At 37.2% G+C, this 19,636-nt stretch carries 13 protein-coding genes and 2 riboswitches; of the genes, 10 read left to right on the forward strand and 3 right to left on the reverse strand.

The features are described from left to right. Positions 1 to 68: 68 nt before the first annotated feature. The 3 genes from FA727_RS18060 (at position 69) to FA727_RS18070 (ending at position 3,190) form a co-directional block, all read left to right on the forward strand. Positions 69 to 1,379 (forward strand): extracellular solute-binding protein, encoded by a 1,311-nt coding sequence (locus FA727_RS18060; RefSeq protein WP_136832940.1) that lies wholly within the window; start codon positions 69 to 71, stop codon positions 1,377 to 1,379. Positions 1,380 to 1,471: 92 nt separating this feature from the next. Further along, the gene (locus FA727_RS18065) at positions 1,472 to 2,350 is read left to right on the forward strand and encodes a carbohydrate ABC transporter permease (RefSeq protein WP_136832941.1); all 879 of its coding nucleotides are present in this window, start codon (positions 1,472 to 1,474) and stop codon (positions 2,348 to 2,350) included. Positions 2,351 to 2,368: 18 nt separating this feature from the next. Further along, positions 2,369 to 3,190 carry a carbohydrate ABC transporter permease gene (locus FA727_RS18070; RefSeq protein WP_136832942.1) on the forward strand — a complete coding sequence of 274 codons (822 nt, stop codon included), beginning with the start codon at positions 2,369 to 2,371 and terminating at the stop codon, positions 3,188 to 3,190. Here FA727_RS18070 and FA727_RS18075 read toward each other — a convergent pair whose 3' ends face one another. Then, on the reverse strand, positions 3,191 to 3,802 hold the full coding sequence (locus tag FA727_RS18075; protein WP_136832943.1) for a YesL family protein: 612 nt from the start codon (positions 3,800 to 3,802) through the stop codon (positions 3,191 to 3,193). A 125-nt stretch (positions 3,803 to 3,927) separates the two neighbouring features. Between FA727_RS18075 and xylA the strand changes: the two genes are divergently transcribed. From xylA to FA727_RS18095, 4 genes are all read left to right on the forward strand, one after another. Next, positions 3,928 to 5,259 carry a xylose isomerase gene (xylA, locus tag FA727_RS18080; RefSeq protein ID WP_136832944.1) on the forward strand — a complete coding sequence of 444 codons (1,332 nt, stop codon included), beginning with the start codon at positions 3,928 to 3,930 and terminating at the stop codon, positions 5,257 to 5,259. Positions 5,260 to 5,337: 78 nt separating this feature from the next. Beyond that, positions 5,338 to 6,837, forward strand: a complete 1,500-nt coding sequence (gene xylB, locus FA727_RS18085) for a xylulokinase (protein WP_136832945.1) — start codon at positions 5,338 to 5,340, stop codon at positions 6,835 to 6,837. Between the two features lie 160 nt (positions 6,838 to 6,997). Beyond that, positions 6,998 to 7,152: riboswitch (cyclic di-AMP (ydaO/yuaA leader) on the forward strand. A gap of 99 nt (positions 7,153 to 7,251) precedes the next feature. Then, positions 7,252 to 7,908, forward strand: a complete 657-nt coding sequence (locus FA727_RS18090) for a potassium channel family protein (protein ID WP_136832946.1) — start codon at positions 7,252 to 7,254, stop codon at positions 7,906 to 7,908. 2 nt (positions 7,909 to 7,910) lie between these two features. Then, positions 7,911 to 9,233 carry a TrkH family potassium uptake protein gene (locus tag FA727_RS18095; RefSeq protein ID WP_136832947.1) on the forward strand — a complete coding sequence of 441 codons (1,323 nt, stop codon included), beginning with the start codon at positions 7,911 to 7,913 and terminating at the stop codon, positions 9,231 to 9,233. Between the two features lie 81 nt (positions 9,234 to 9,314). On the opposite strand, the gene FA727_RS18100 is transcribed toward FA727_RS18095, so the two are convergent. Then, positions 9,315 to 10,211 (reverse strand): HD-GYP domain-containing protein, encoded by an 897-nt coding sequence (locus tag FA727_RS18100; protein ID WP_136832948.1) that lies wholly within the window; start codon positions 10,209 to 10,211, stop codon positions 9,315 to 9,317. Between the two features lie 155 nt (positions 10,212 to 10,366). Then, positions 10,367 to 12,922 carry a bifunctional diguanylate cyclase/phosphodiesterase gene (locus tag FA727_RS18105; RefSeq protein ID WP_136832949.1) on the reverse strand — a complete coding sequence of 852 codons (2,556 nt, stop codon included), beginning with the start codon at positions 12,920 to 12,922 and terminating at the stop codon, positions 10,367 to 10,369. 277 nt (positions 12,923 to 13,199) lie between these two features. Between FA727_RS18105 and FA727_RS18110 the strand changes: the two genes are divergently transcribed. The 3 genes from FA727_RS18110 to FA727_RS18120 all read left to right on the forward strand — a co-directional run bounded on the left by FA727_RS18110 (position 13,200) and on the right by FA727_RS18120 (position 19,324). After that, entirely contained in the window at positions 13,200 to 16,622 is a 3,423-nt protein-coding gene (locus tag FA727_RS18110; protein WP_136832950.1) for an ATP-binding protein, read from the forward strand. Between the two features lie 269 nt (positions 16,623 to 16,891). Continuing rightward, the gene (locus FA727_RS18115; protein ID WP_136832951.1) at positions 16,892 to 18,976 is read left to right on the forward strand and encodes a FapA family protein; all 2,085 of its coding nucleotides are present in this window, start codon (positions 16,892 to 16,894) and stop codon (positions 18,974 to 18,976) included. Positions 18,977 to 18,997: 21 nt separating this feature from the next. Then, positions 18,998 to 19,324 (forward strand): STAS domain-containing protein, encoded by a 327-nt coding sequence (locus tag FA727_RS18120; protein WP_136832952.1) that lies wholly within the window; start codon positions 18,998 to 19,000, stop codon positions 19,322 to 19,324. A 95-nt stretch (positions 19,325 to 19,419) separates the two neighbouring features. Continuing rightward, a riboswitch (cyclic di-GMP riboswitch) is annotated at positions 19,420 to 19,524 on the forward strand. The last annotated feature ends 112 nt before the right edge of the window (positions 19,525 to 19,636 follow it).

Consider the following 19,636-nt stretch of genomic DNA (forward strand, 5'->3'; position numbering starts at 1 on the left):
TCTTTTCTCTGATATTCTAATCTTGAGCTTAGAAAATAAGCATCATACACTTTTTAGGGGGTTAATGTATGAAACAAAAGAAAGCGATTACATTACTATTTACTTTGTTTTTATCCATCCTTGTAATTGCTGGTTGCTCAAATTCAGACAAAGAGAAAGCTTCGAGCTCAGGTGAATCGGGTAACGAAAAAACGATTAAATTTATGCACCTTTGGCCAGAGGGCAGTTCAAAAACACACTACACAATCGTAGAAGAAATCATTAGCAATTTTGAAAATGATAATCCAGGTGTGAATGTGGAAGTAGAAGTTTTAAGTAATGAACAGTATAAAGATAAGATTAAAGTGTTATCCACCTCAAATGAACTTCCAGATGTAGGGATGACTTGGGCAGCAGGCTATTTGACACCCTATGTTGATGGCAAAAAATTTACTCCTCTAGATGATATCCTTCAAAGTGATTTAAAAGATAGTTTTGTACCTGGTACGGCAGAAGCGTACGCTATTGATGGAAAGACTTACGGACTTCCATTAGAGTTAAACATTGCTACTATCTTCTACAATAAGGCAATTTTTGATGAATACGGCCTTGAAGCTCCTAAGACATATGACGAATTTAAAAACGTAATCAAAACACTTACAGATAATGGGGTTGCACCAATTGCGCTCGGTAATAAAGACCGTTGGACAGGTTCATTATGGTATATGTATCTAGCAGATCGAATTGGAGGAGCAGACGTTTTAACTAGTGCAATCAATCGTACAGGTTCATTTGAAGACCTTGCACTCGTTTCTGCTGCAAAAGAAGTTCAGAATCTAGTTGACATGAACGCTTTTGTAAAGGGTTTCAATGGTTTGGCTGATGAAGAAGCGAAAAGTATGTTTATGAATGGCCAGGCTGCCATGTACTTAATTGGTTCATGGGATTTGCCAAACTACACAACAAATGAAGATGTTCCAAAAGAATTTAGAGATTCAATTGGATTCTTCAATTTCCCAACTGTTGATGGCAAGGGTGAACTTACTAGCCATGTTGGTGGTCCTGGGGTAGGCTTATTTGTTTCTGAAGATTCAGATGTAAAGGAAGAGGCGAAGAAATTTGTTTCCTACTTTGTTAAAGCGTGGGGAGAAAAATCTGTTACACAAGCAGGGGTTATTCCTGCAACAAAGCTTGAGGCAGATTCTTTAGAACTTCCTCAAATGTATATTGATGTATTAAATGAATTAAGTAATGCAACGAACATTACCTTATTTGCTGATGTACAAATGAGTCCAGAAGTTGCAGAGGTTCATTTAACACAGATCCAAGCACTATTTGGGAAGGAAGCAACACCAGAAGATTTTGCCAAAAAACATGAGGAAGCATTATCTGCACAATAAGAAAATATTAAACTTATAAATTACCAGAAAGAGAAAAGGACATTTTCTTGTTAAGTGTCCTTTTCTACTTACCTGATATGGGGTTGAATGATATGGATAAGGTAATGTCCAATAAATGGATCATCGCATTGTACGTTCTTCCTGCCCTTCTTTTAATTGGAATATTTATTTTCATTCCATTAGTCTTGTCGGGCTATTACGGGTTTATGGATTGGGATGGAATTGGTGCAATGACGTTTATCGGATTGGAAAATTATACCGCAGCACTTCAGGACGCAAAATTTTGGGACAGTGCTTGGCATTCCTTTTTATTAGCAATTTTCTCTACTTTAAGCCTATTAATCTATTTGGCGATAGCGCTAATTTTGGCATCAAAAATAAAAGGTTCAGATCTATTGCGAAAAATTTATTTAATTCCTATGCTTTTGTCGTCTGTGGCGATTGCTCAGCTGTGGATTAAAATTTATAACCCTACAAGTGGTATGTTAAATCAAATCCTTTTGAAAATTGGTGTTGAAAATCCTCCTGCTTGGTTGGCAGAAACATCGATTGTCTTGTACGCCATCTTTATACCCATTCTGTGGCAATATGCAGGTTTCTATATTTTGATTTACTATGCCGCACTTAAAAATATCCCTGATTCTATTATTGAAGCGGCGAGAATTGACGGAGCATCACCTGTTCAAATCGCATTTCGGATCAAATTGCCTTTAATTATGGGGATTGTGAAGGTGACGATTGTCTTAGCAGTGGTTGGTTCTTTAAAATACTTTGATCTAATCTATGTCATGACGGGTGGGGGACCGAATGGTGCTAGTGAAGTAATGGCCTCATATATGTACAAATTAGCCTTTGATACCAATAATTTCGGATATGGAAGTGCGATTGGATTCTTGTTGTTAATCATTACTCTTGTTGTAACCTACATTGTTCGTAAGCTGACAGCGACAAAAGAGGAAATTCAGTATTAGGAAGGAGGCTTTTTCCTTATGAAGCGGTTAGGTTCCTTTTTACTCTATTTATCATTGACTATTGTTGCGATATTTCAAATTTTTCCTATCGTTTGGTTATTTCTGTTCTCATTAAAAGACAATCGGGAAATTTTCTCTGGGGACCCTTTTGCTTTGCCATCCGAATTTAGATGGGAAAATTATACGAAGGTATGGGAAGGCGGAATTGGGATTTATTTTTGGAACAGTGTTTGGATTACTGTACTAGCGATTCTTTTCACTGTTTTATTTGCAAGTATGGCTACTTTTGCTATCACGAGGATGAAGTGGAAGCTTAGTAAGCTGGTGCTTGGATTATGTATGGTTGGGATGATGATTCCGATTCATTCTTCGATCATACCTCTATTTAAAATGTTTTTAAGTGTGAATTTAATCGATAGTCCTTGGTCAATTGTGATCACGTATACAGCCTATAACTTGCCGATTACGATTATGATTCTACTTGGTTTCTATTATACTTTGCCTCGTGAGATTGAAGAGGCAGCAATTATTGACGGATGTTCTGTTCCACAGATGTTTTTTCGAATCATCCTTCCCATGACGATTCCAGTTATGTCAACGACCGTTATTATTAACATGATCTATAACTGGAATGAATTTGTCTTTGTTAATACATTTATTAGCTCGGATCACTTTAAGACGTTAACAGTTGGAATCCAGAATTTTATCGGTCAATATATGACGGATTGGGGAGCGATTGGTGCTACTTTGGTCATTAGCGTGTTGCCTATCTTACTTGCCTTTATTTTCTTTAGCAACAAAGTTGTTGAAGGTCTGTCATCTAGTGCTGTAAAAGGATAATTAGCCTTTTTTTGATATTTGATTAAATACATGGAGAGAAAGCCACATCGTGATAAAAGAAACTGTGCTAGCGCCGAAAATAAATGCTAACGCAGGTATTATGTACATGATGACTGCGAGTGAGCCCAGACAAAGAAGCATAAGTAAGCTATGAAGTGGATGAATAAGCATGATGAAAAACGCATTTTTCATTATTGAAAAATTACTTAGATCATAATGAACAAAAGCTGGAAAAAGGTAGAAAACAAACAATAGAAATAAGATCATAAAAGCAAACAACGGTGCAGATGTCCAAGATAATAATGTATCACCTGTTTGCTGAATATAGTATAGATCAAGTCCGATGATGGCGCCGATAACCAGAAGAATTGCACCTAGTAGATTGCTTTTTAGGAAATCATTTTTATAGAATTTCCAAAAGCTTTGAAGTATAGCAATCTCTGTATCTCCTCTTAACCAAGTACGAATAATAGCGTACATGGCCATGGTGGCTGGGAAGATTCCGAAGAGGAAGCCTCCTACTAATGTAAAAAGTACCCATATGAGCTGAAGGTAAGCAAATCGGGTAATCCACTCAAGGATATTGTAGAGGACACTGCTCATCTTGTTCATAAATTGATCGCTCCTGAAGCTTTAGTTAATCGCGGTTTTTCTCGATTCATTTTAAAAATAAATCGGCTACTAATATCATAATGTAAACCATTTCATTAATCTATCATTTTTAGGAGGTATGTATCATGTCTTATTTTAAAAATGTCGGTAACATCCAATATGAGGGTCCATCTTCATCGAATCCTTTATCATTTAAGCACTATAATCCAGACGAAGTTATAGGCGGAAAAACAATGGAAGAAACCCTGCGTTTTGCTGTTGCTTACTGGCATACTTTCACAGCGGACGGCTCCGATCCATTTGGAGTAGGAACGATGCAGCGCCCTTGGGATCATTTATCAGGAATGTATCAAGCAAATGCTCGTGTAGAAGCTGCTTTTGAATTTTTTGAAAAGCTGAATGTTCCATATTTCTGTTTCCATGATGTTGACATTGCTCCTGAAGGTAGGACTCTCGCAGAAACCTATAAGAATTTAGATGAAATTGTCGCAAGAATAAAAGAATATATGAAAACAAGCAAAACAAAATTGCTATGGAATACTGCCAATAATTTCACCAATCCTCGCTGGTTACACGGCGCTGCAACTGCGCCAAACGCTGATGTCTTTGCCTATGCCGCAGCTAAAGTCAAAAAGGGATTGGAGATTGGAAAAGAATTAGGCGCTGAAAACTATGTATTCTGGGGTGGACGCGAAGGATACGAAACGCTCCTCAATACAGACATGAAACTAGAACTTGATAACTTGGGACGTTTTTTCCATATGGCTGTCGATTACGCAAAAGAAATTGGTTTTACAGGACAATTTCTCATTGAACCGAAGCCGAAGGAGCCAACAAAACACCAATATGATTTTGATGTGGCAACAGGGTTAGCTTTCTTGCAAAAATATGACCTTGCTGATCATTTCAAATTCAATATTGAAGCAAACCATGCTACACTTGCTGGTCATACGTTTGAGCACGAGTTAAGAACGGCAAGAATTAATGGTATGTTAGGTTCAGTCGATGCCAATCAAGGCGACATGTTACTTGGTTGGGATACCGATGAATTTCCAACCGACCTATATTCTACAACTCTTGCTATGTATGAAATTCTATTAAATGACGGGCTGGCTTCTGGTGGATTGAATTTTGATGCGAAGGTTCGTAGAGGCTCATTTGAACCAGAAGACTTATTCCATGCACATATTGCAGGTATGGATGCCTTCGCGGTTGGTTTGAAAGTGGCCAACAGACTACTGGAGGACCACGTTTTAGAGGACTTTATCGCCGATCGCTATGAAAGCTATACATCAGGAATTGGTCTAGATATTGTGCAAGGTAAGACAGATTTCCATAAACTCGAGCAGCATGCTCTTTCTTTAGGGGACATCAAGAATAAGTCTGGACGTCAAGAGCGCTTAAAAGCGATTGTCAATCAATATTTATTAGAAGCTCAGGTGGCTTCGGTAAGATAAATCTTTGCAAAAGTGTGCTGGGGTTCCGTTTTCCAGCACATTTTTCATCATCTAAAATAACGGTGGTAGGTGGGAACGATGAAATATGTAATCGGAATAGATCTTGGAACAAGTGCTGTGAAGGTTTTATTACTCAATCAATTAGGGGAAGTGTGTGGAGAAGTTTCGCAGGTCTATCCTCTTATACAAGAAAAATCAGGGCACAGTGAGCAGGATCCTGAGGAATGGGTTCATAAAACGATTAGGGCATTATCAGTGTTGGTGAAGGAATTTGAGGGTGAAATTGAAGCGATAGAAGGAATCAGCTTTTCAGGACAAATGCACGGACTAGTGCTCTTAGATCAGAATAATGAAGTTCTTCGAAATGCCATTCTTTGGAATGATGTTCGGACAACGAAGCAGTGTGAAATGATCTATGAGCTAGTTGGTAAGGACACATTATTAAATGTTGCTAGAAACCCGGCCTTAGAGGGATTTACATTACCTAAGCTATTATGGGTTAAAGAATATGAGCCAGATATCTATAAAAAAGCAAAAACTTTTTTATTGCCGAAGGATTATTTACGATTCCGTTTAACAGGGGAGCTAAATAGTGAATACTCTGATGCAGCTGGCACATTATTGCTGAATGTGGTCAAGAAGGAATGGAGTTCTGAAATATGTAATGCGGTTGGGGTGGATATATCACTTTGTCCACCATTGGTTGAATCGCATGCTTTTGTCGGGACGATCACAAATGAAATTGCTCAACAAACAGGACTCTCTATAGGTACGAAGGTATTTACTGGCGGTGCGGATAATGCTTGTGGAGCAATTGGCTCTGGGATTTTATCAGATGGGAAATCATTATGCAGCATTGGAACCTCGGGTGTTGTCTTATCATATGAAGAAGATAAAGGACGTGATTTCGGTGGGAAGGTCCACTATTTTAATCACGGGAAAGAAAATGCGTTTTACACAATGGGAGTAACGCTAGCAGCAGGCTATAGTTTAAGTTGGTTTAAGGATACTTTTGCTGAGCAGGAAGATTTTTCTGCGGTGTTAAAGGGAATTGAAGATGTTCCTATTGGCGCGAATGGACTCTTGTTTACGCCTTATCTCGTAGGAGAAAGAACCCCACATGCGGATGCACTGATCAGAGGAAGCTTTATCGGAGTCGATGGATCTCATAAACGAATTGACTTCGTAAGAGCTGTCATTGAAGGAATCACATTTTCTTTAAATGAATCGATAGAAATTTTCAGAGAAAGCGGCAAGAATATCGAAACGATCGTCTCCATTGGTGGTGGGGCAAAGAATGATATGTGGCTACAAATTCAAGCTGATATTTTTAATGCGAAGATTCAAAAGCTTTCGAGTGAACAAGGACCGGGGATCGGAGCCGGGATGCTGGCGGCATATGGATGCGGTTGGTATGCATCCATAAATGATTGTGCTGATTTGTTCTCGAGAGTTGTGAAAACGTATGAACCGATTGAGGAAAATGTGGTGAAGTATCGGGAGCTTTTTGCCCTTTATAAAAAGGTCTATCAACAAACGGAGGAAATAAGCAGAGGATTAGGTGCTTTTCGTAAATAAGGTGGGCAGTAAAGACAGATTTAGTTTGTTCAAAGGACCATTCCCCAAACTATTCCTAATTCAGTATAACTTCTTTTTCGGTGGATATATTTACTAGAAAAATGTTGACATTAATTCCCGAGAGGAGTATCTTATTTTTGTTATTTACCATTTTAATAATCAAACCTTTTTGCTGAATCTTATGAGCGGGGGAACCATTTTTGATGAACATGCGTTTATCTTGGGGTGAATCTTAACAAACTAAGTTTGTTAGGAAGGGGTGCTCTCAATCCCTAATCCGACAGCTAACCTCGTAAGCACTGTGTGAGAGAAGGGTTAATGATCACATTGACCATTCTTTAATTAGGAATGGTTTTTTTGTGTCTATTTTTTTGACAAAGATTACTGTGTTGAATTTGGAAAGGAAGTCATTTGATGAAGAAGTCGTTTGCTGTTTTTGGTTTGGGAAGGTTTGGCGGCACGTTAGTCAAAGCATTATCAGAAGCGGATATTGAAGTGCTAGCAGTAGATATTGATGAAGCGAAGGTCAACGCCTACTCTGAATTTGCCACCCATTCCGTCGTGGCAGCTGAAATCGATGAAAACATTTTAAAAAAATTGGGAGTACGTAATTTTGACTGTGCAATTGTTTCCTTCGGAGACAATGTTAAATCAAGTATCCTTACATCTTTGCTATTAAAAGAAATTGGTGTCCCGCAAGTGTGGGCAAAAGCGCATGATGATTATCACGCCAAAGTTCTTGAAAAAATTGGTGTAGACCGCGTGATTCATCCTGAACGTGACATGGCGTTGCGGATTGCTCATCATATCGCTTCGAAAAAAATCATTGATCATATCGAATTATCAAAGGAATTTGGAATAGCTGAGGTTGTTGCATCAGATTTGATCAACCATAAAACGTTATCTGAATTAGATATTCGCGCAAGATTTGGTTGTAATATTGTCGCGATCCAAAGAGGAAAAGAAATCTTTGTTTCACCGCCGCCAGATATGGAAATTTTGAGAGGGGATGTCCTGGTGGTAATTGGTCGAAACGAAGATATCAATCGCTTTGACAAGAAAGGGGTTTAATGATGGATTATAGGAAGATCAATCTTTCCCCGTCGCAACTTTTGATTTTGATTTTCTTTGTTTCGATTCTCATTGGAACGGGATTATTAATGCTTCCTTTTGCAACAAATGAACCGATTCACTTCATTGATGCTCTTTTTACAGCAACCTCTGCCATGACGGTGACGGGGCTCGCAGTTGTTGATACAGGGAGTGTTTATACCTTGTTTGGTCAATGTGTGATTGTTTCATTAATTCAATTAGGCGGACTTGGAATTATGTCCTTTGCTGTCCTAATCTATATGGCATTAGGGAAGAAAATTGGTTTGAAGGATCGAATATTGATTCAACAATCCCTAAATCAGACATCCATCGGTGGCGTGATCTATTTAGTTCGGAATTTATTCATTTTTTCTTTAGCCATTGAAGGGATTGCTATGCTCTTTTTAGCGTTGAGATGGGTACCTGATTTGGGATGGGGAAAAGGGCTGTTTTATAGCTTCTTTCACTCTATTTCTGCTTTTAATAATGCAGGTATGGCCCTATGGCCAGATAACTTAATGGGTTTTGTAGGGGACCCGATTGTTAATATTGTGATCTCTCTATTATTCATAACTGGAGGATTAGGATTCACCGTTTTAATCGAATTGTGGCGGGAAAAGAGCTATAAAAAAATGTCCCTTCACAGTAGATTAATGATCGTCGGGACATTCGTGATTAATATTGTTTCCATGCTACTCATTTTTACCTTGGAGTATAGCAACCCTAATACTTTAGGAGGTTTAGCTTCCCTATGGGATAAATTGTGGGCTTCGTATTTCCAAGCGGTATCACCACGAACGGCAGGTTTTAATTCATTAGATATTGCCAGTTTAGATGAATCAACGATCTTTTTAATGCTCCTGCTTATGTTCGTTGGAGCCGGCAGTGCCTCAACGGGTGGAGGTATCAAGCTGACGACCTTCCTTGTCATTGTCCTTGCTGTGATCACCTATCTAAGAGGTAAAAAGGAAGTAGTTGTTGGAAGAAAGTCAATAGACTACGAAATTGTCTTCCGCTCATTGGCGATTTCGAGTGTTGCCCTCGCCTTTATTTTTGTGGCAGTGTTCTTGTTGAATATTACGGAAAAAGAACCGTTTTTGCCGTTGTTATTTGAGGTCATATCTGCATTTGGAACCGTAGGACTTTCAATGGGTGTAACGGCAAAATTAACGATAATGGGGAAATTAATTATCATCTTTATGATGTTTTTAGGAAAACTAGGTCCACTCACGCTCGTCATGTCTTTAGCGAAACAGGATAACACAAAAATCCGTTATCCAAGTGAGAATATCCTTACGGGATGAGAAGCTACTCGTTTTTCATCTAAGCGGCATCTCACCTATAAAAAGCCCACACATTAATAATGATGCGTGGGCTCTCGTTTTTTACTTTTTTCTCTCAAGTACTCTCAAAAGGACATCCACTATTTCAGGGTCAAATTGTGTCCCTTTATTTTGCTGAAGTGTGTTTAATGTAGAGTTAAAGTCTAATTTCTTTCTATAGACACGGTTTGATGTCATGGCATCAAATGTATCTGCAACTGCGATGATACGTGCCACCAATGGGATTTCTTTGCCTTTTAACCCGGATGGGTATCCTCTACCGTCGTATCTTTCATGATGATAAAGAACAATGTCTAAGACTCCATTTTCAGCGAAATTTGATATATGCTGAATGATTTTATAACCTATTCTTGTGTGGCTTTTGATAATGTTGTATTCTTCCTCAGTTAACTTTCCCTTTTTAGTTAATATATCTTCAGGTATTCCAATTTTTCCGATATCATGGAGTAACCCCCCAATCCGGATAACATCGCATAATTCCGCAGATAATTCCATTTCCTTTGCAATTTCTAGGCCATACTTCGAGACCTTCTCAGAATGATGCCGAGTATATGGATCTCTAGAATTCAAGGCATTGGCGAGTGCTGTCGTAAGTTCCAAATGGTCATTTCTTACCTTTTGTGCAAACCTCATTAATGCTCTAGAAATAAATGATACTAAAAGGTAAGTTAGTAAATACGTAAAGAAAGTTGTAATTGTAGGAAATTCGTCTGGAATGAGATAAAACCTACATATTACTACAATGGTTGTAAGAAGGATGATAAGTAAAGCGGAACTATTATAGAAACCAATCCCTAAAAAAACAACACTAAGGATATACAACAAATACATATTGCTTTCATTTTCAAAAATAAACCCGTTCAAGACAATTCCTAAACTCAATAATAGAAAGAAGCTATAACGAAAATATTTAGGATAGCTTAGCCATGTGTTAAACATGCATTGGTAACCTCCATGTGAAACTCTATTGAAGGAAAAAAATTGAGTTCAGGTATATATCTTACATTTCCCGAATTCAAAAAGAGTTATGTGTAATAACATGGGGCTAAAAGAAAGACTCCCATGTAAGTTTACATACATGGGAGTGGAGTAGTTTAAAAATAGATAACTTTCTCGCCTGTTTCCTTTGTTTCCATAAATCTTAACTTTTCAATTTCTATATCTGTAATAGGTTTACTAAAATAATAGCCTTGTGCGTAGGTTAGATTGCTTTTTAATAAATATATTAGCTGTTCTTCTGTTTCTACACCCTCGCATACAACGTCCAGATGTAATTCTTTTGCTAAAAATAAAACCGCATTGATAACAGTTTGTGCCTTTTTACCATTTTCATTAACAACATCCTGAATAAAGGTCTTATCAATTTTGATTTTGTCAATTGGCAGTTGTTTGAAATAAATTAATGAGGAATATCCTGAGCCGAAATCATCTAGAGAAACGCTAACACCTAATTGCTTTAATTCAGTTAATCTTTGTGATATTTCATCAAGGTTATCTAGAAACGCTAGTTCCGTAATTTCAAATTCTAGCAAATAAGGTGGGATATTTGCTTTTGTAATGGCTTGGATAATTTGTTTAGTACCATCTTGAGTACTTAACGAGATCGGTGAAAGGTTGATAGCAAATTTGACAGGTGAATAGCCATGTTTGTTCAACTTTCTATATTCATTTCCTACCTGTTCGATTATCCAAAGGGTTATTTCATCAATGAGCCCTGTTTTTTCACAAATCGGGATAAATTCTTCTGGCCCAATGTTCCCAAGTTCAGGGTGGTTATAGCGTAATAACACTTCCAAACAATTGGCCATGCCGGTTCGAATATTCACTTGTGGCTGATAAGCAAGTTGAAACTGTTGGTTGCGAATAGCTTGCTTTAAGTCGTTTTCCAGTATGACTAACCGATCGAACTTTCTTTCGAACTCATCTGTGAAGAACTTGTAAGAGTTTCTTCCAGCTTGCTTTGCTTGATAGAGTGCTTGGTCAGCATGAGATATTAAGGTACTTTTATTTTGTCCATGATAAGGATAAATACTAATGCCAATTGAACTAGTGGTGACGAAACGATGTTCGTCTATAACCCACGGTCTTTGTAGTTCCCAATTAATCCTTTCTGCAATCGCTGCAATTTGTTCCTTCGATTGTGTATCTAGTAAAATCACGGCGAATTCATCTCCACCTAGTCTGTAAATGGAATTAGATGAAGGAATTACTTCCGTAACTCTAGTAACAAATTGCTTTAAGAGTTCGTCTCCTATATCATGCCCCATTGTATCATTCACCCATTTGAAGCGATCACAATCTAGATAGAGAAGTGCAAACTTTTTGTTGTTTTTCTCAGAGTCATGTAAGGTATGCACCAACTGATCGTGAAAGTATCTACGGTTGCGAACTTTGGTGAGTGAATCATGATACGCTAGGTTTCGTAATTTCTTTTCATATTGTTTTCTTTCAGAGATATCCCGTATTACGACAATATAGTGACTAAGCTCGTGATTATCACTTAGAAAAGGTGAACAGCATGCTTCAATATCAATATAATGACCGTCTTTATGCTGTCTTCTATAAACCATCGTTGTTGGTTTCGGGATCTTTTTCATGACTTCGTATTCTTTGAGAAGGCGTGGTACATCCTCCGGATGAACGTCTATTTGAAAAGGTCTTCCTACGATCTCTTCAGGAGAATAGCCTAATAATGCTTTATGTGATGGTGAGGCATATAAAACTTGCCCTGATTTATCAACAATTCGAATTAAATCGCTGGAGTTCTCGGCAATTAGACGATATTTCTCTTCGCTAGAAAGAAGCTTTTGTTCAGCATCTTTGCGTTCTGAAATATCTCTAGTAATAGAAGCAAATCCTTCAATATTTCCGTGTTCATCTTTTAATGCTGAAATAGATGTATTTACATAGATACGGGAGCCATCTTTTCGAATAAATTTCTCCTCCCAGTTATTAATGGAATCACCTTTTAGTAAAGACTGTCTTTTTTCCTTCTCAACTTCCTTTGTATCTAAAGGAATAATAGGTAAAGGTTTCCCTAAAAGTTCGTCTTCTGACCATCCAAACATTTTCTCGAAGGATGGATTGATAAAGATAACTTCGCTATTCAAATTTGTGATGTTAATAGCATCAGCTGTGTTATTTAAGAAACAAGTTAATTTTTCATTCGTTTTATAGAGAGTTGCTCGAACTTGCTCCTGTTCTGTTATATCTTGAACTACGACAAAAGCGCCGAGTGATTTCTCTTTTTCCAAAAGAGGGGTACATTTTAAGCTTAGGATGATTCGGGATCCATCTTTATGGAATCCTACAACCTGGCTTTCCTTTGGACTCCCAATGATCGCTTGTCCGAATCGTAAACTGAAAAGAGTGTGAAACTTGTGTTCCAAAAGAAATAGAAAGCTCCGTTCCTTCACTTCATCTAGGGTATAACCGAATACTTTTTCTATGGAGATGTTTCCATCAATGATTATGCCATCACGGTTTAATATGAATATCGCATCAGGATCATGCTGTATTAAGGAATTAAATGAAGCTATACTGAATTTCTTGTTTTTAAATTGAGTCTTTCGATATAAAAAGGCAAACATAATGAGTAATACCAACACAATAGATAAAATTGTGTATTGGCTACTAAAAATATTGTTCATCTACCTATACACCCCTCTGAACTATGGAAAATAAATCTTTAGACCTAATTGCTGAATTTAATATTAACAAATGAAAGACTATTTTTTTTGAAATATTGAGCAAATGGAGATATGGATGCCTAATATGTCCGAATGGCTGATTGTATAGGGGAATTTCTTGTCTATACGGTTATCGAAAACTGTAGAAATTGTCAGTTTTGGAGAGAAGATTCAGGTTGTCTGAGCGAGCAAATTCTAATATGATGAGAGATATTCTGAAAAAATAGGAGAATAGTCGATGGGATACTCAGGGGATTTGGATGGAAAGCTTGTATTGTTGTCAGTATTGGTTGCAATTATCGCGTCATATGCTGCTTTTACAATGTTTGATAGACTTCGGGTAACAAATAAGCAGAATAAATATAAGTGGTTGATTTTGAGCTCATTCATTATGGGCGTGGGAATATGGACGATGCATTTTATTGGTATGTTAGCCTATGATACACATCAAATTGTTACCTTTCAAGCAGGATTAACGCTCCTTTCATTGTTAGTAGCATTCATCCTATCTTTTATAGGTTTTTTCATCGTAATATATTTTAATCTTTCTGTATTAAGTATAGGTCTTTATGCTGCCGTTATGGGATTAGCTATTATTGGGATGCAAAATCTGGGAATGCTGTCCATGCAGCTTGAGACCAACTATAATTTCTCATTTATCATCATTTCGATGGTTATTGTTTTTATCATTCTTGCTGTAACAAGTTTTCTTTTGTTTAGCAACTGGATAAGCCAAAGATTTGTTATCTCAAAAATGCTTGCTAGCTCCTTTATTATGGGATTGGGAATGTCATCTTTACACTATATTTCTCTTAAGTCGGTAAGAATCATTGGGAAAAAACCATTAAATCCTCCTCATAATACGATCGGTTTTGATGTGTTCACTAGTGAGTTCTCTCCCAATACATGGGCGTATGGATTAGGTTTTGTTACAACTGTGATGATTTCTATTCTATTCATTGTTACCTATTTTGATAAAAATCGTGCACAGAAGCAGCAAAGAGTTACCGAAGTTTATTATCGATCGATGGTAGAACTTAACCCTAATGTTGTATTGACCGTTGATGCAACTGGGAAGATTACAGATCTCAACGCTAAAGTAACAGAGATATTAAATTTCAGAAAAGAAGACCTTCTTTCTAATGATCTTTTTACCCTGTTTAAGAAAGGGGATCAGAAAAGAATAGAACAGAAGTTTCAAAACCTACAAGACGGAAATAACAAGGATTTTGAAACATGGATGAAGACTGGTGAAGGCAAATGGATTCCGATGATGATTACATTTGTACCGATCATATTAGATCATCAATTCGTAGGTGTCTTTGTCATAGCAAGGGACAATCGTGATATAGTTGCTTATCAGGAACGGATAAAAAAATCACAAAAAAGCCTCGTGAATACGCTTCGGAAGCAGCAAGGAATGACGTTAAAGTTCATCAAAATCGGAGATGACTTTATCCATACGTTAGCAGAAGGAGCGTTATTTTACCGCCTGCATGGAAATTCAAAGCAAGTTTTAGGAAAAAGGCTATCGGAATTTCTTCCAGAGAAATCTGCGCTATCCATACTAAGTAGTTATAACAAAGCGTGGAATGGTGAAATCACAAGCTTTGAGACTGCCTTCAATAATATTGATTATTACGTTACCTTAAGTCCTGTTGTTAAAAATGGAAAAGTGGTTGAAGTAATCGGTTCTGGTGTGGATATTACAGATCGGAAAAAAGCAGAGCAACTTCATAAGCAAGGGGAAAAATTTTATCGAAATATTCTAAGTGAAATGGCTGAAGCGATTTTGATTTGCACAGAAGATCATAGAGCCATTCCATTAAATAATAACTTTTATCATATGTTTGATATTCCAAAGGGCGACATAATTGATTGGGACCAAGTTGGTGAAACATCTTCATTGATCGATGAAAATGGAAGTCCATTATCTCAAGAAAACTCTCCAGTGCATGTCACTTTTAAGACGGGAGAGGATTTCACGAAAAAAGTAATTGGTATCAAAAAAAATGGTAAGAACAAATGGTTTTCAGTGAATACAAAATTTCTTGAACCTTTGTGGGAGGAAGGTACTCCAGAGGTGCTGTTGACCTTGTCGGATATTACTTGGCAAAAAGAACAGGAAATGAAACTAAGAGAAGTGAATGCCCTCAATACAACTTTGATTGATAGCTTGCCATACGGAGTGATTGTAACAGATAGTGACGTGAATATTATTGCTCTAAATTTATCTTTCTGTCAGATGTTTGAAATGAAGGAACCAATCCTTGAATTAATAGGGAAAAATATGCTCAATGATGTACCCGTCACTATTTTTAAAGATAAACCAAAAGAAGAAGAGCGATATCTTGAAATTTTGGCCAATAATCAACCAAAGGCTGATGAAATTGTGACCAACAAAGAGCGAATTTTAAAGAGATTATATTCTCCATTTAATATTGATCAAGAGAATAAGCATCATCTTTGGATATTTGAAGATATCACCATTCAAAGGAAGATGGAGCGTGGCATCATCGTAGCCAAAGAAGAAGCGGAGAAATCCAATTTGGCGAAATCAGACTTTTTATCAAAAATGAGTCATGAACTTAGAACGCCGCTAAATGGAATACTCGGTTTTTCTCAATTATTAGAACTCGATCAAACACTCTCTTCTCAGCAGCAAAGTTTCAATCAGGAAATATTAAAAGGCGGTAGACATTTGTTAAGTCTTATAAATGAAATTCTTGATTTGGCTCGAATTGAAACGGGAAAATTGAAAATTACCAAGGATACATTCCAAATAGGGAATGTGATTGATGAATGTGTCAGGATTGTGGAATCAACCGCAAAAATGAAAAAGGTTTCGATTATGAGTGAAAAAAGTGAATGTCATGAAAAATATGTCTACTCTGATCAAGTGCGTTTAAAGCAAATAATTCTTAATTTATTGGATAATGCCATTAAGTATAATCGTGAAGCTGGTAAAGTAGAGATTCTTTGCAATTGCAAGGATACATTTATCGAAATTCATGTGAAAGATACGGGAGTGGGTATTCCGGTAAATGAACAACTAACGATATTTGAACCTTTTTACAGATTAGATCATGCTCATATTGAAGGAACAGGGATAGGATTGGCGCTCGTCCATCAGATTGTTCAGTTAATGGGAGGAGAAGTAGGGGTTAGCAGTGTACCTGGAGTGGGAAGTGATTTTTGGGTGCGACTTCCGCTTGAACAAATGCTAAGAGAAAAAATGAGTAAATCAGCTGTTCGCTCGCAAGAAACTGTACTCCTAGAAGAAAGTTCTTATCAGATTCTGTATATTGAGGATCAACATTCTAATCTACAATTGGTTGAGCAGATTTTTGCGAAAATACCGAATTACTCCTTAATGTGTGCTTTAAATGGAAAGACAGGTTTGGAGATTGCAAAGCATCAGAATCCCGATTTAATTTTGTTAGATCTTCATCTTCCAGATATGAGCGGATTTGATGTATTCCAACAATTACAATGTAGTGCTGAAACTAAAGGGATTCCCGTTATTGCGTTAAGTGCAAATGCGATGGAAAAGGATATTAGGTCTGCATTAGAAATGGGATTTAAAGATTACGTCACAAAGCCTTTTGATCTCTCCGACTTACTAAATGTTATTAAGGGAAATTTATCAGTTAGAATTTAATATTTATTGTAAAAGAGGTATCCACTATGGATATCTTTTTTTTGCGGATTTGTCGAAATGTGCTGTTTTTGTCTCTTGGTGTCCGACTATTGTATCAAGATGTCGATATATTGACCTATCGTGCCCAATATCAAATGGACATAAAATAGTAAAAAAGTTACATTTATGTCACAAAGAATGCAGGTTCTCTCCTCTTATATTACTAGTTTAGGCTAGTGATATTTATGCGGACGAAAATGGTAAGAGAGACTGACAAAGGGGTGAATAAAATGGGACAATCCATCCTCTCAAGAGGTAAAGACATAAAGGAAGCCATTCAGCAAGGACTAGACATATTAGGAACAAAGCAAGAACAGGTTGCCATAGAGATTATTCAACAAGAATCAAAAGGCTTTATGCGTCTGCGCTCAAAAGAGGCAGTTGTGAAGCTAACGAAACTTGAAGAGGAAGGGCTAAAAGTCATAGAGGATGCTTTTGAAGTTTCACTACAAGAAATAGAGCATTCTATTTCAAAGGTTTTAGAGAATATTGAACAAGTCCCATATAGCCCCGAAGTTACTGATTTATTCAAAAGAGAACAAGGCTCGTTCATAACGCAGGATAAGGTAGGGAAGGTTTGGATCAAAGACGGGCGTATTTATTGTGAACCAACTGAACTGAAGTATCCTACGATTACCGTTTGTAAAGAAATCAAGCTATTGAAAAACGGTGAACTGGTGAAAGGAACAGCTGTTGCGACAAAAGATGACCAATTTGAAATTGAGACGATTGAGGAGACGGTCGAGCCTAGTTGGGAAATCACTATGGATGCGCAAAGATTAAATGTGTTTTTACATGTGAAGCCTGGTCTACGAAAGACTTATAAAGTTAAAGATGTGGAGCCGGACTTTCACATAAATATTGAAGCAGAAGAGAAGATAGAGGTTATTAATAATCTTGAATATAAAGGCATACTGGAGGAGTTAGAAGAATTACGTGTCATCCATGGTTTTAATCATAATGAAATCGTGAAAGCCGTGAATACAGAAAAACCAGGTCAATTTATCATAGCCACGGGTATTGCACCGAAGGATGGTGAGAACGGAAGGATAGAGATTCTCACTGAAACGAAAAACAGGGTGGGACCTAAAGAACGAGCGGATGGATCTCTTGATTTTCGCGAGGTCAAAGAGATTCCTACTGTACAAAAAGGGCAAGTCATCGCTCTTGTCCATATGCAAAAGCCTGGATTGCCAGGAGCTACGGTAACTAATGAACCGATTCCTCCAAAGCCAACTTTTCCATTAACGATACATACTGGAAAAGGAGTGTCATTGATCGAAAATGGGACAAAAATAGTGGCAACAGAATCAGGGAGACCAGTAATTGAAGGGAAAGGTTTGCTGACCAAAGTATCGATTATGCAAAAGCTTGTTCATCCAGGAGATATCAATTTTACATCGGGTAATCTTCGTTTTAAAGGAGACATAGATGTTCTTGGAAATGTGGAGGATGGCATGCTAGTTGAAGCAGATGGCCAAATCAGTATATATCGGAATGTTTTTTCAAGTACTGTAACTTCTCGAGAAACAGTGATCGTTAGTGGAAATTCGATCAATAGTACGATCTCGGCTGGACAACAAAATGTTTTTGCTTCTGAATTGATTTTCATCTTAACTCAAATTCAGGAACAAATGGTTGCAATGAATGCATCCATCAAACAATTAATGAACTTACCTGCATTTAAAACGACCGATTTTGCCAGGAAGGGGCTTCTTTCGTTAATCAAAATATTGGTTGAAAAGAAATTTAAGTCGCTAATTATTTCTGTGAAGCAATTTAGCGAATTGACCAAAAGTGGAGGACAGTTATTAAGTAGCGAATTGGTTATGTTAGAGGAACAATTGAGATTATGTTTCCTCTCATCGATTTCAAATGAATATCATTCAATTGAAGGATTAAGTTCACTACTAAAAAGAATAGAAGAAATGATTGAGAAGCATGATCCAGAAAAGGATAAAGATTGTCTAGTTGAGATGAAATATGCCCACAACAGTCTTATTTTTTCCGGTGGAGATGTCCTTATTAACGGCCAAGGGTGCTATAACTCTAAGATTCATGCAGGTGGAAATTTAGTCATTCACGGTGTCTTAAGGGGAGGAGAAGTATATGCAAGACTTGGTGTGATTATTAAAGAAGCAGGATCAGATGGCGGAGTAGTCAGCAAAATTATGGTTCCGAGCAATGGAAAGATAAAAATTGGACTTGCAAAAGAGGGAACAGTGATCCAGATAGGAAAAGCAAAATATACTTTTCAAAAAGAACAAAGGGATATAACCGCAAGACTAGATGAGAATGAAAGAATTGTTTTTTAAATTGAGATGAGGAGCTTAAATATGTTTTCCTATAACCTAAAACAAGATGAACAATATGCAACCATTCAATTTCATGGAGATTTGGATATTGAAGTAACAGAAATCATGGAGTACGAAATTATCCCTGCTCTTCAATCATTTTCTCACATTGAAATTGACTTTCAGGAAGTCCCATTTGTGGACTCAACAGGAATAGGTCTGTTATTGAACTTGATACAAACGTTAAAAAAGAATAGTGAGGCAGTTCAAGTCACCATTAAGAATATTCAACCTTTGGTTAAAGAAGTATTTGAAATGCTTCAGCTTGAAGATATCTTAGGTGATGAAGTCATTTCCTTTCAAAATTGAGTGCGAGTTGAATTTTTAGGAAACAATTGGATGGAAAGGTACAATGTACCGCTTCGTAAAGATTTAGTATATGTCGATGAATAGAATATAGTTTCCTTCGATAATAGCAAACTTATTGAAAAATAAGGACGCAAAGCTACGGATCTAAGGCTTCATTACCTAGAAATGGGAGATAGAGCTATGACCGCCGGGTTACCGAAAAGGATTGGAAATAGTTGTTGATATATAGGTCAAGTAACCTGTATACGATCGACGCTCACCAATCATTTTTGGTGAGCGTTTTTTAATGCAAAAAAGAGGGCGAGGGCTTAA

Origin of the sequence: Robertmurraya kyonggiensis, from assembly GCF_005116465.1 — a bacterium.
Classification (GTDB): Bacteria; Bacillota; Bacilli; order Bacillales; family Cytobacillaceae; genus Robertmurraya; species Robertmurraya kyonggiensis.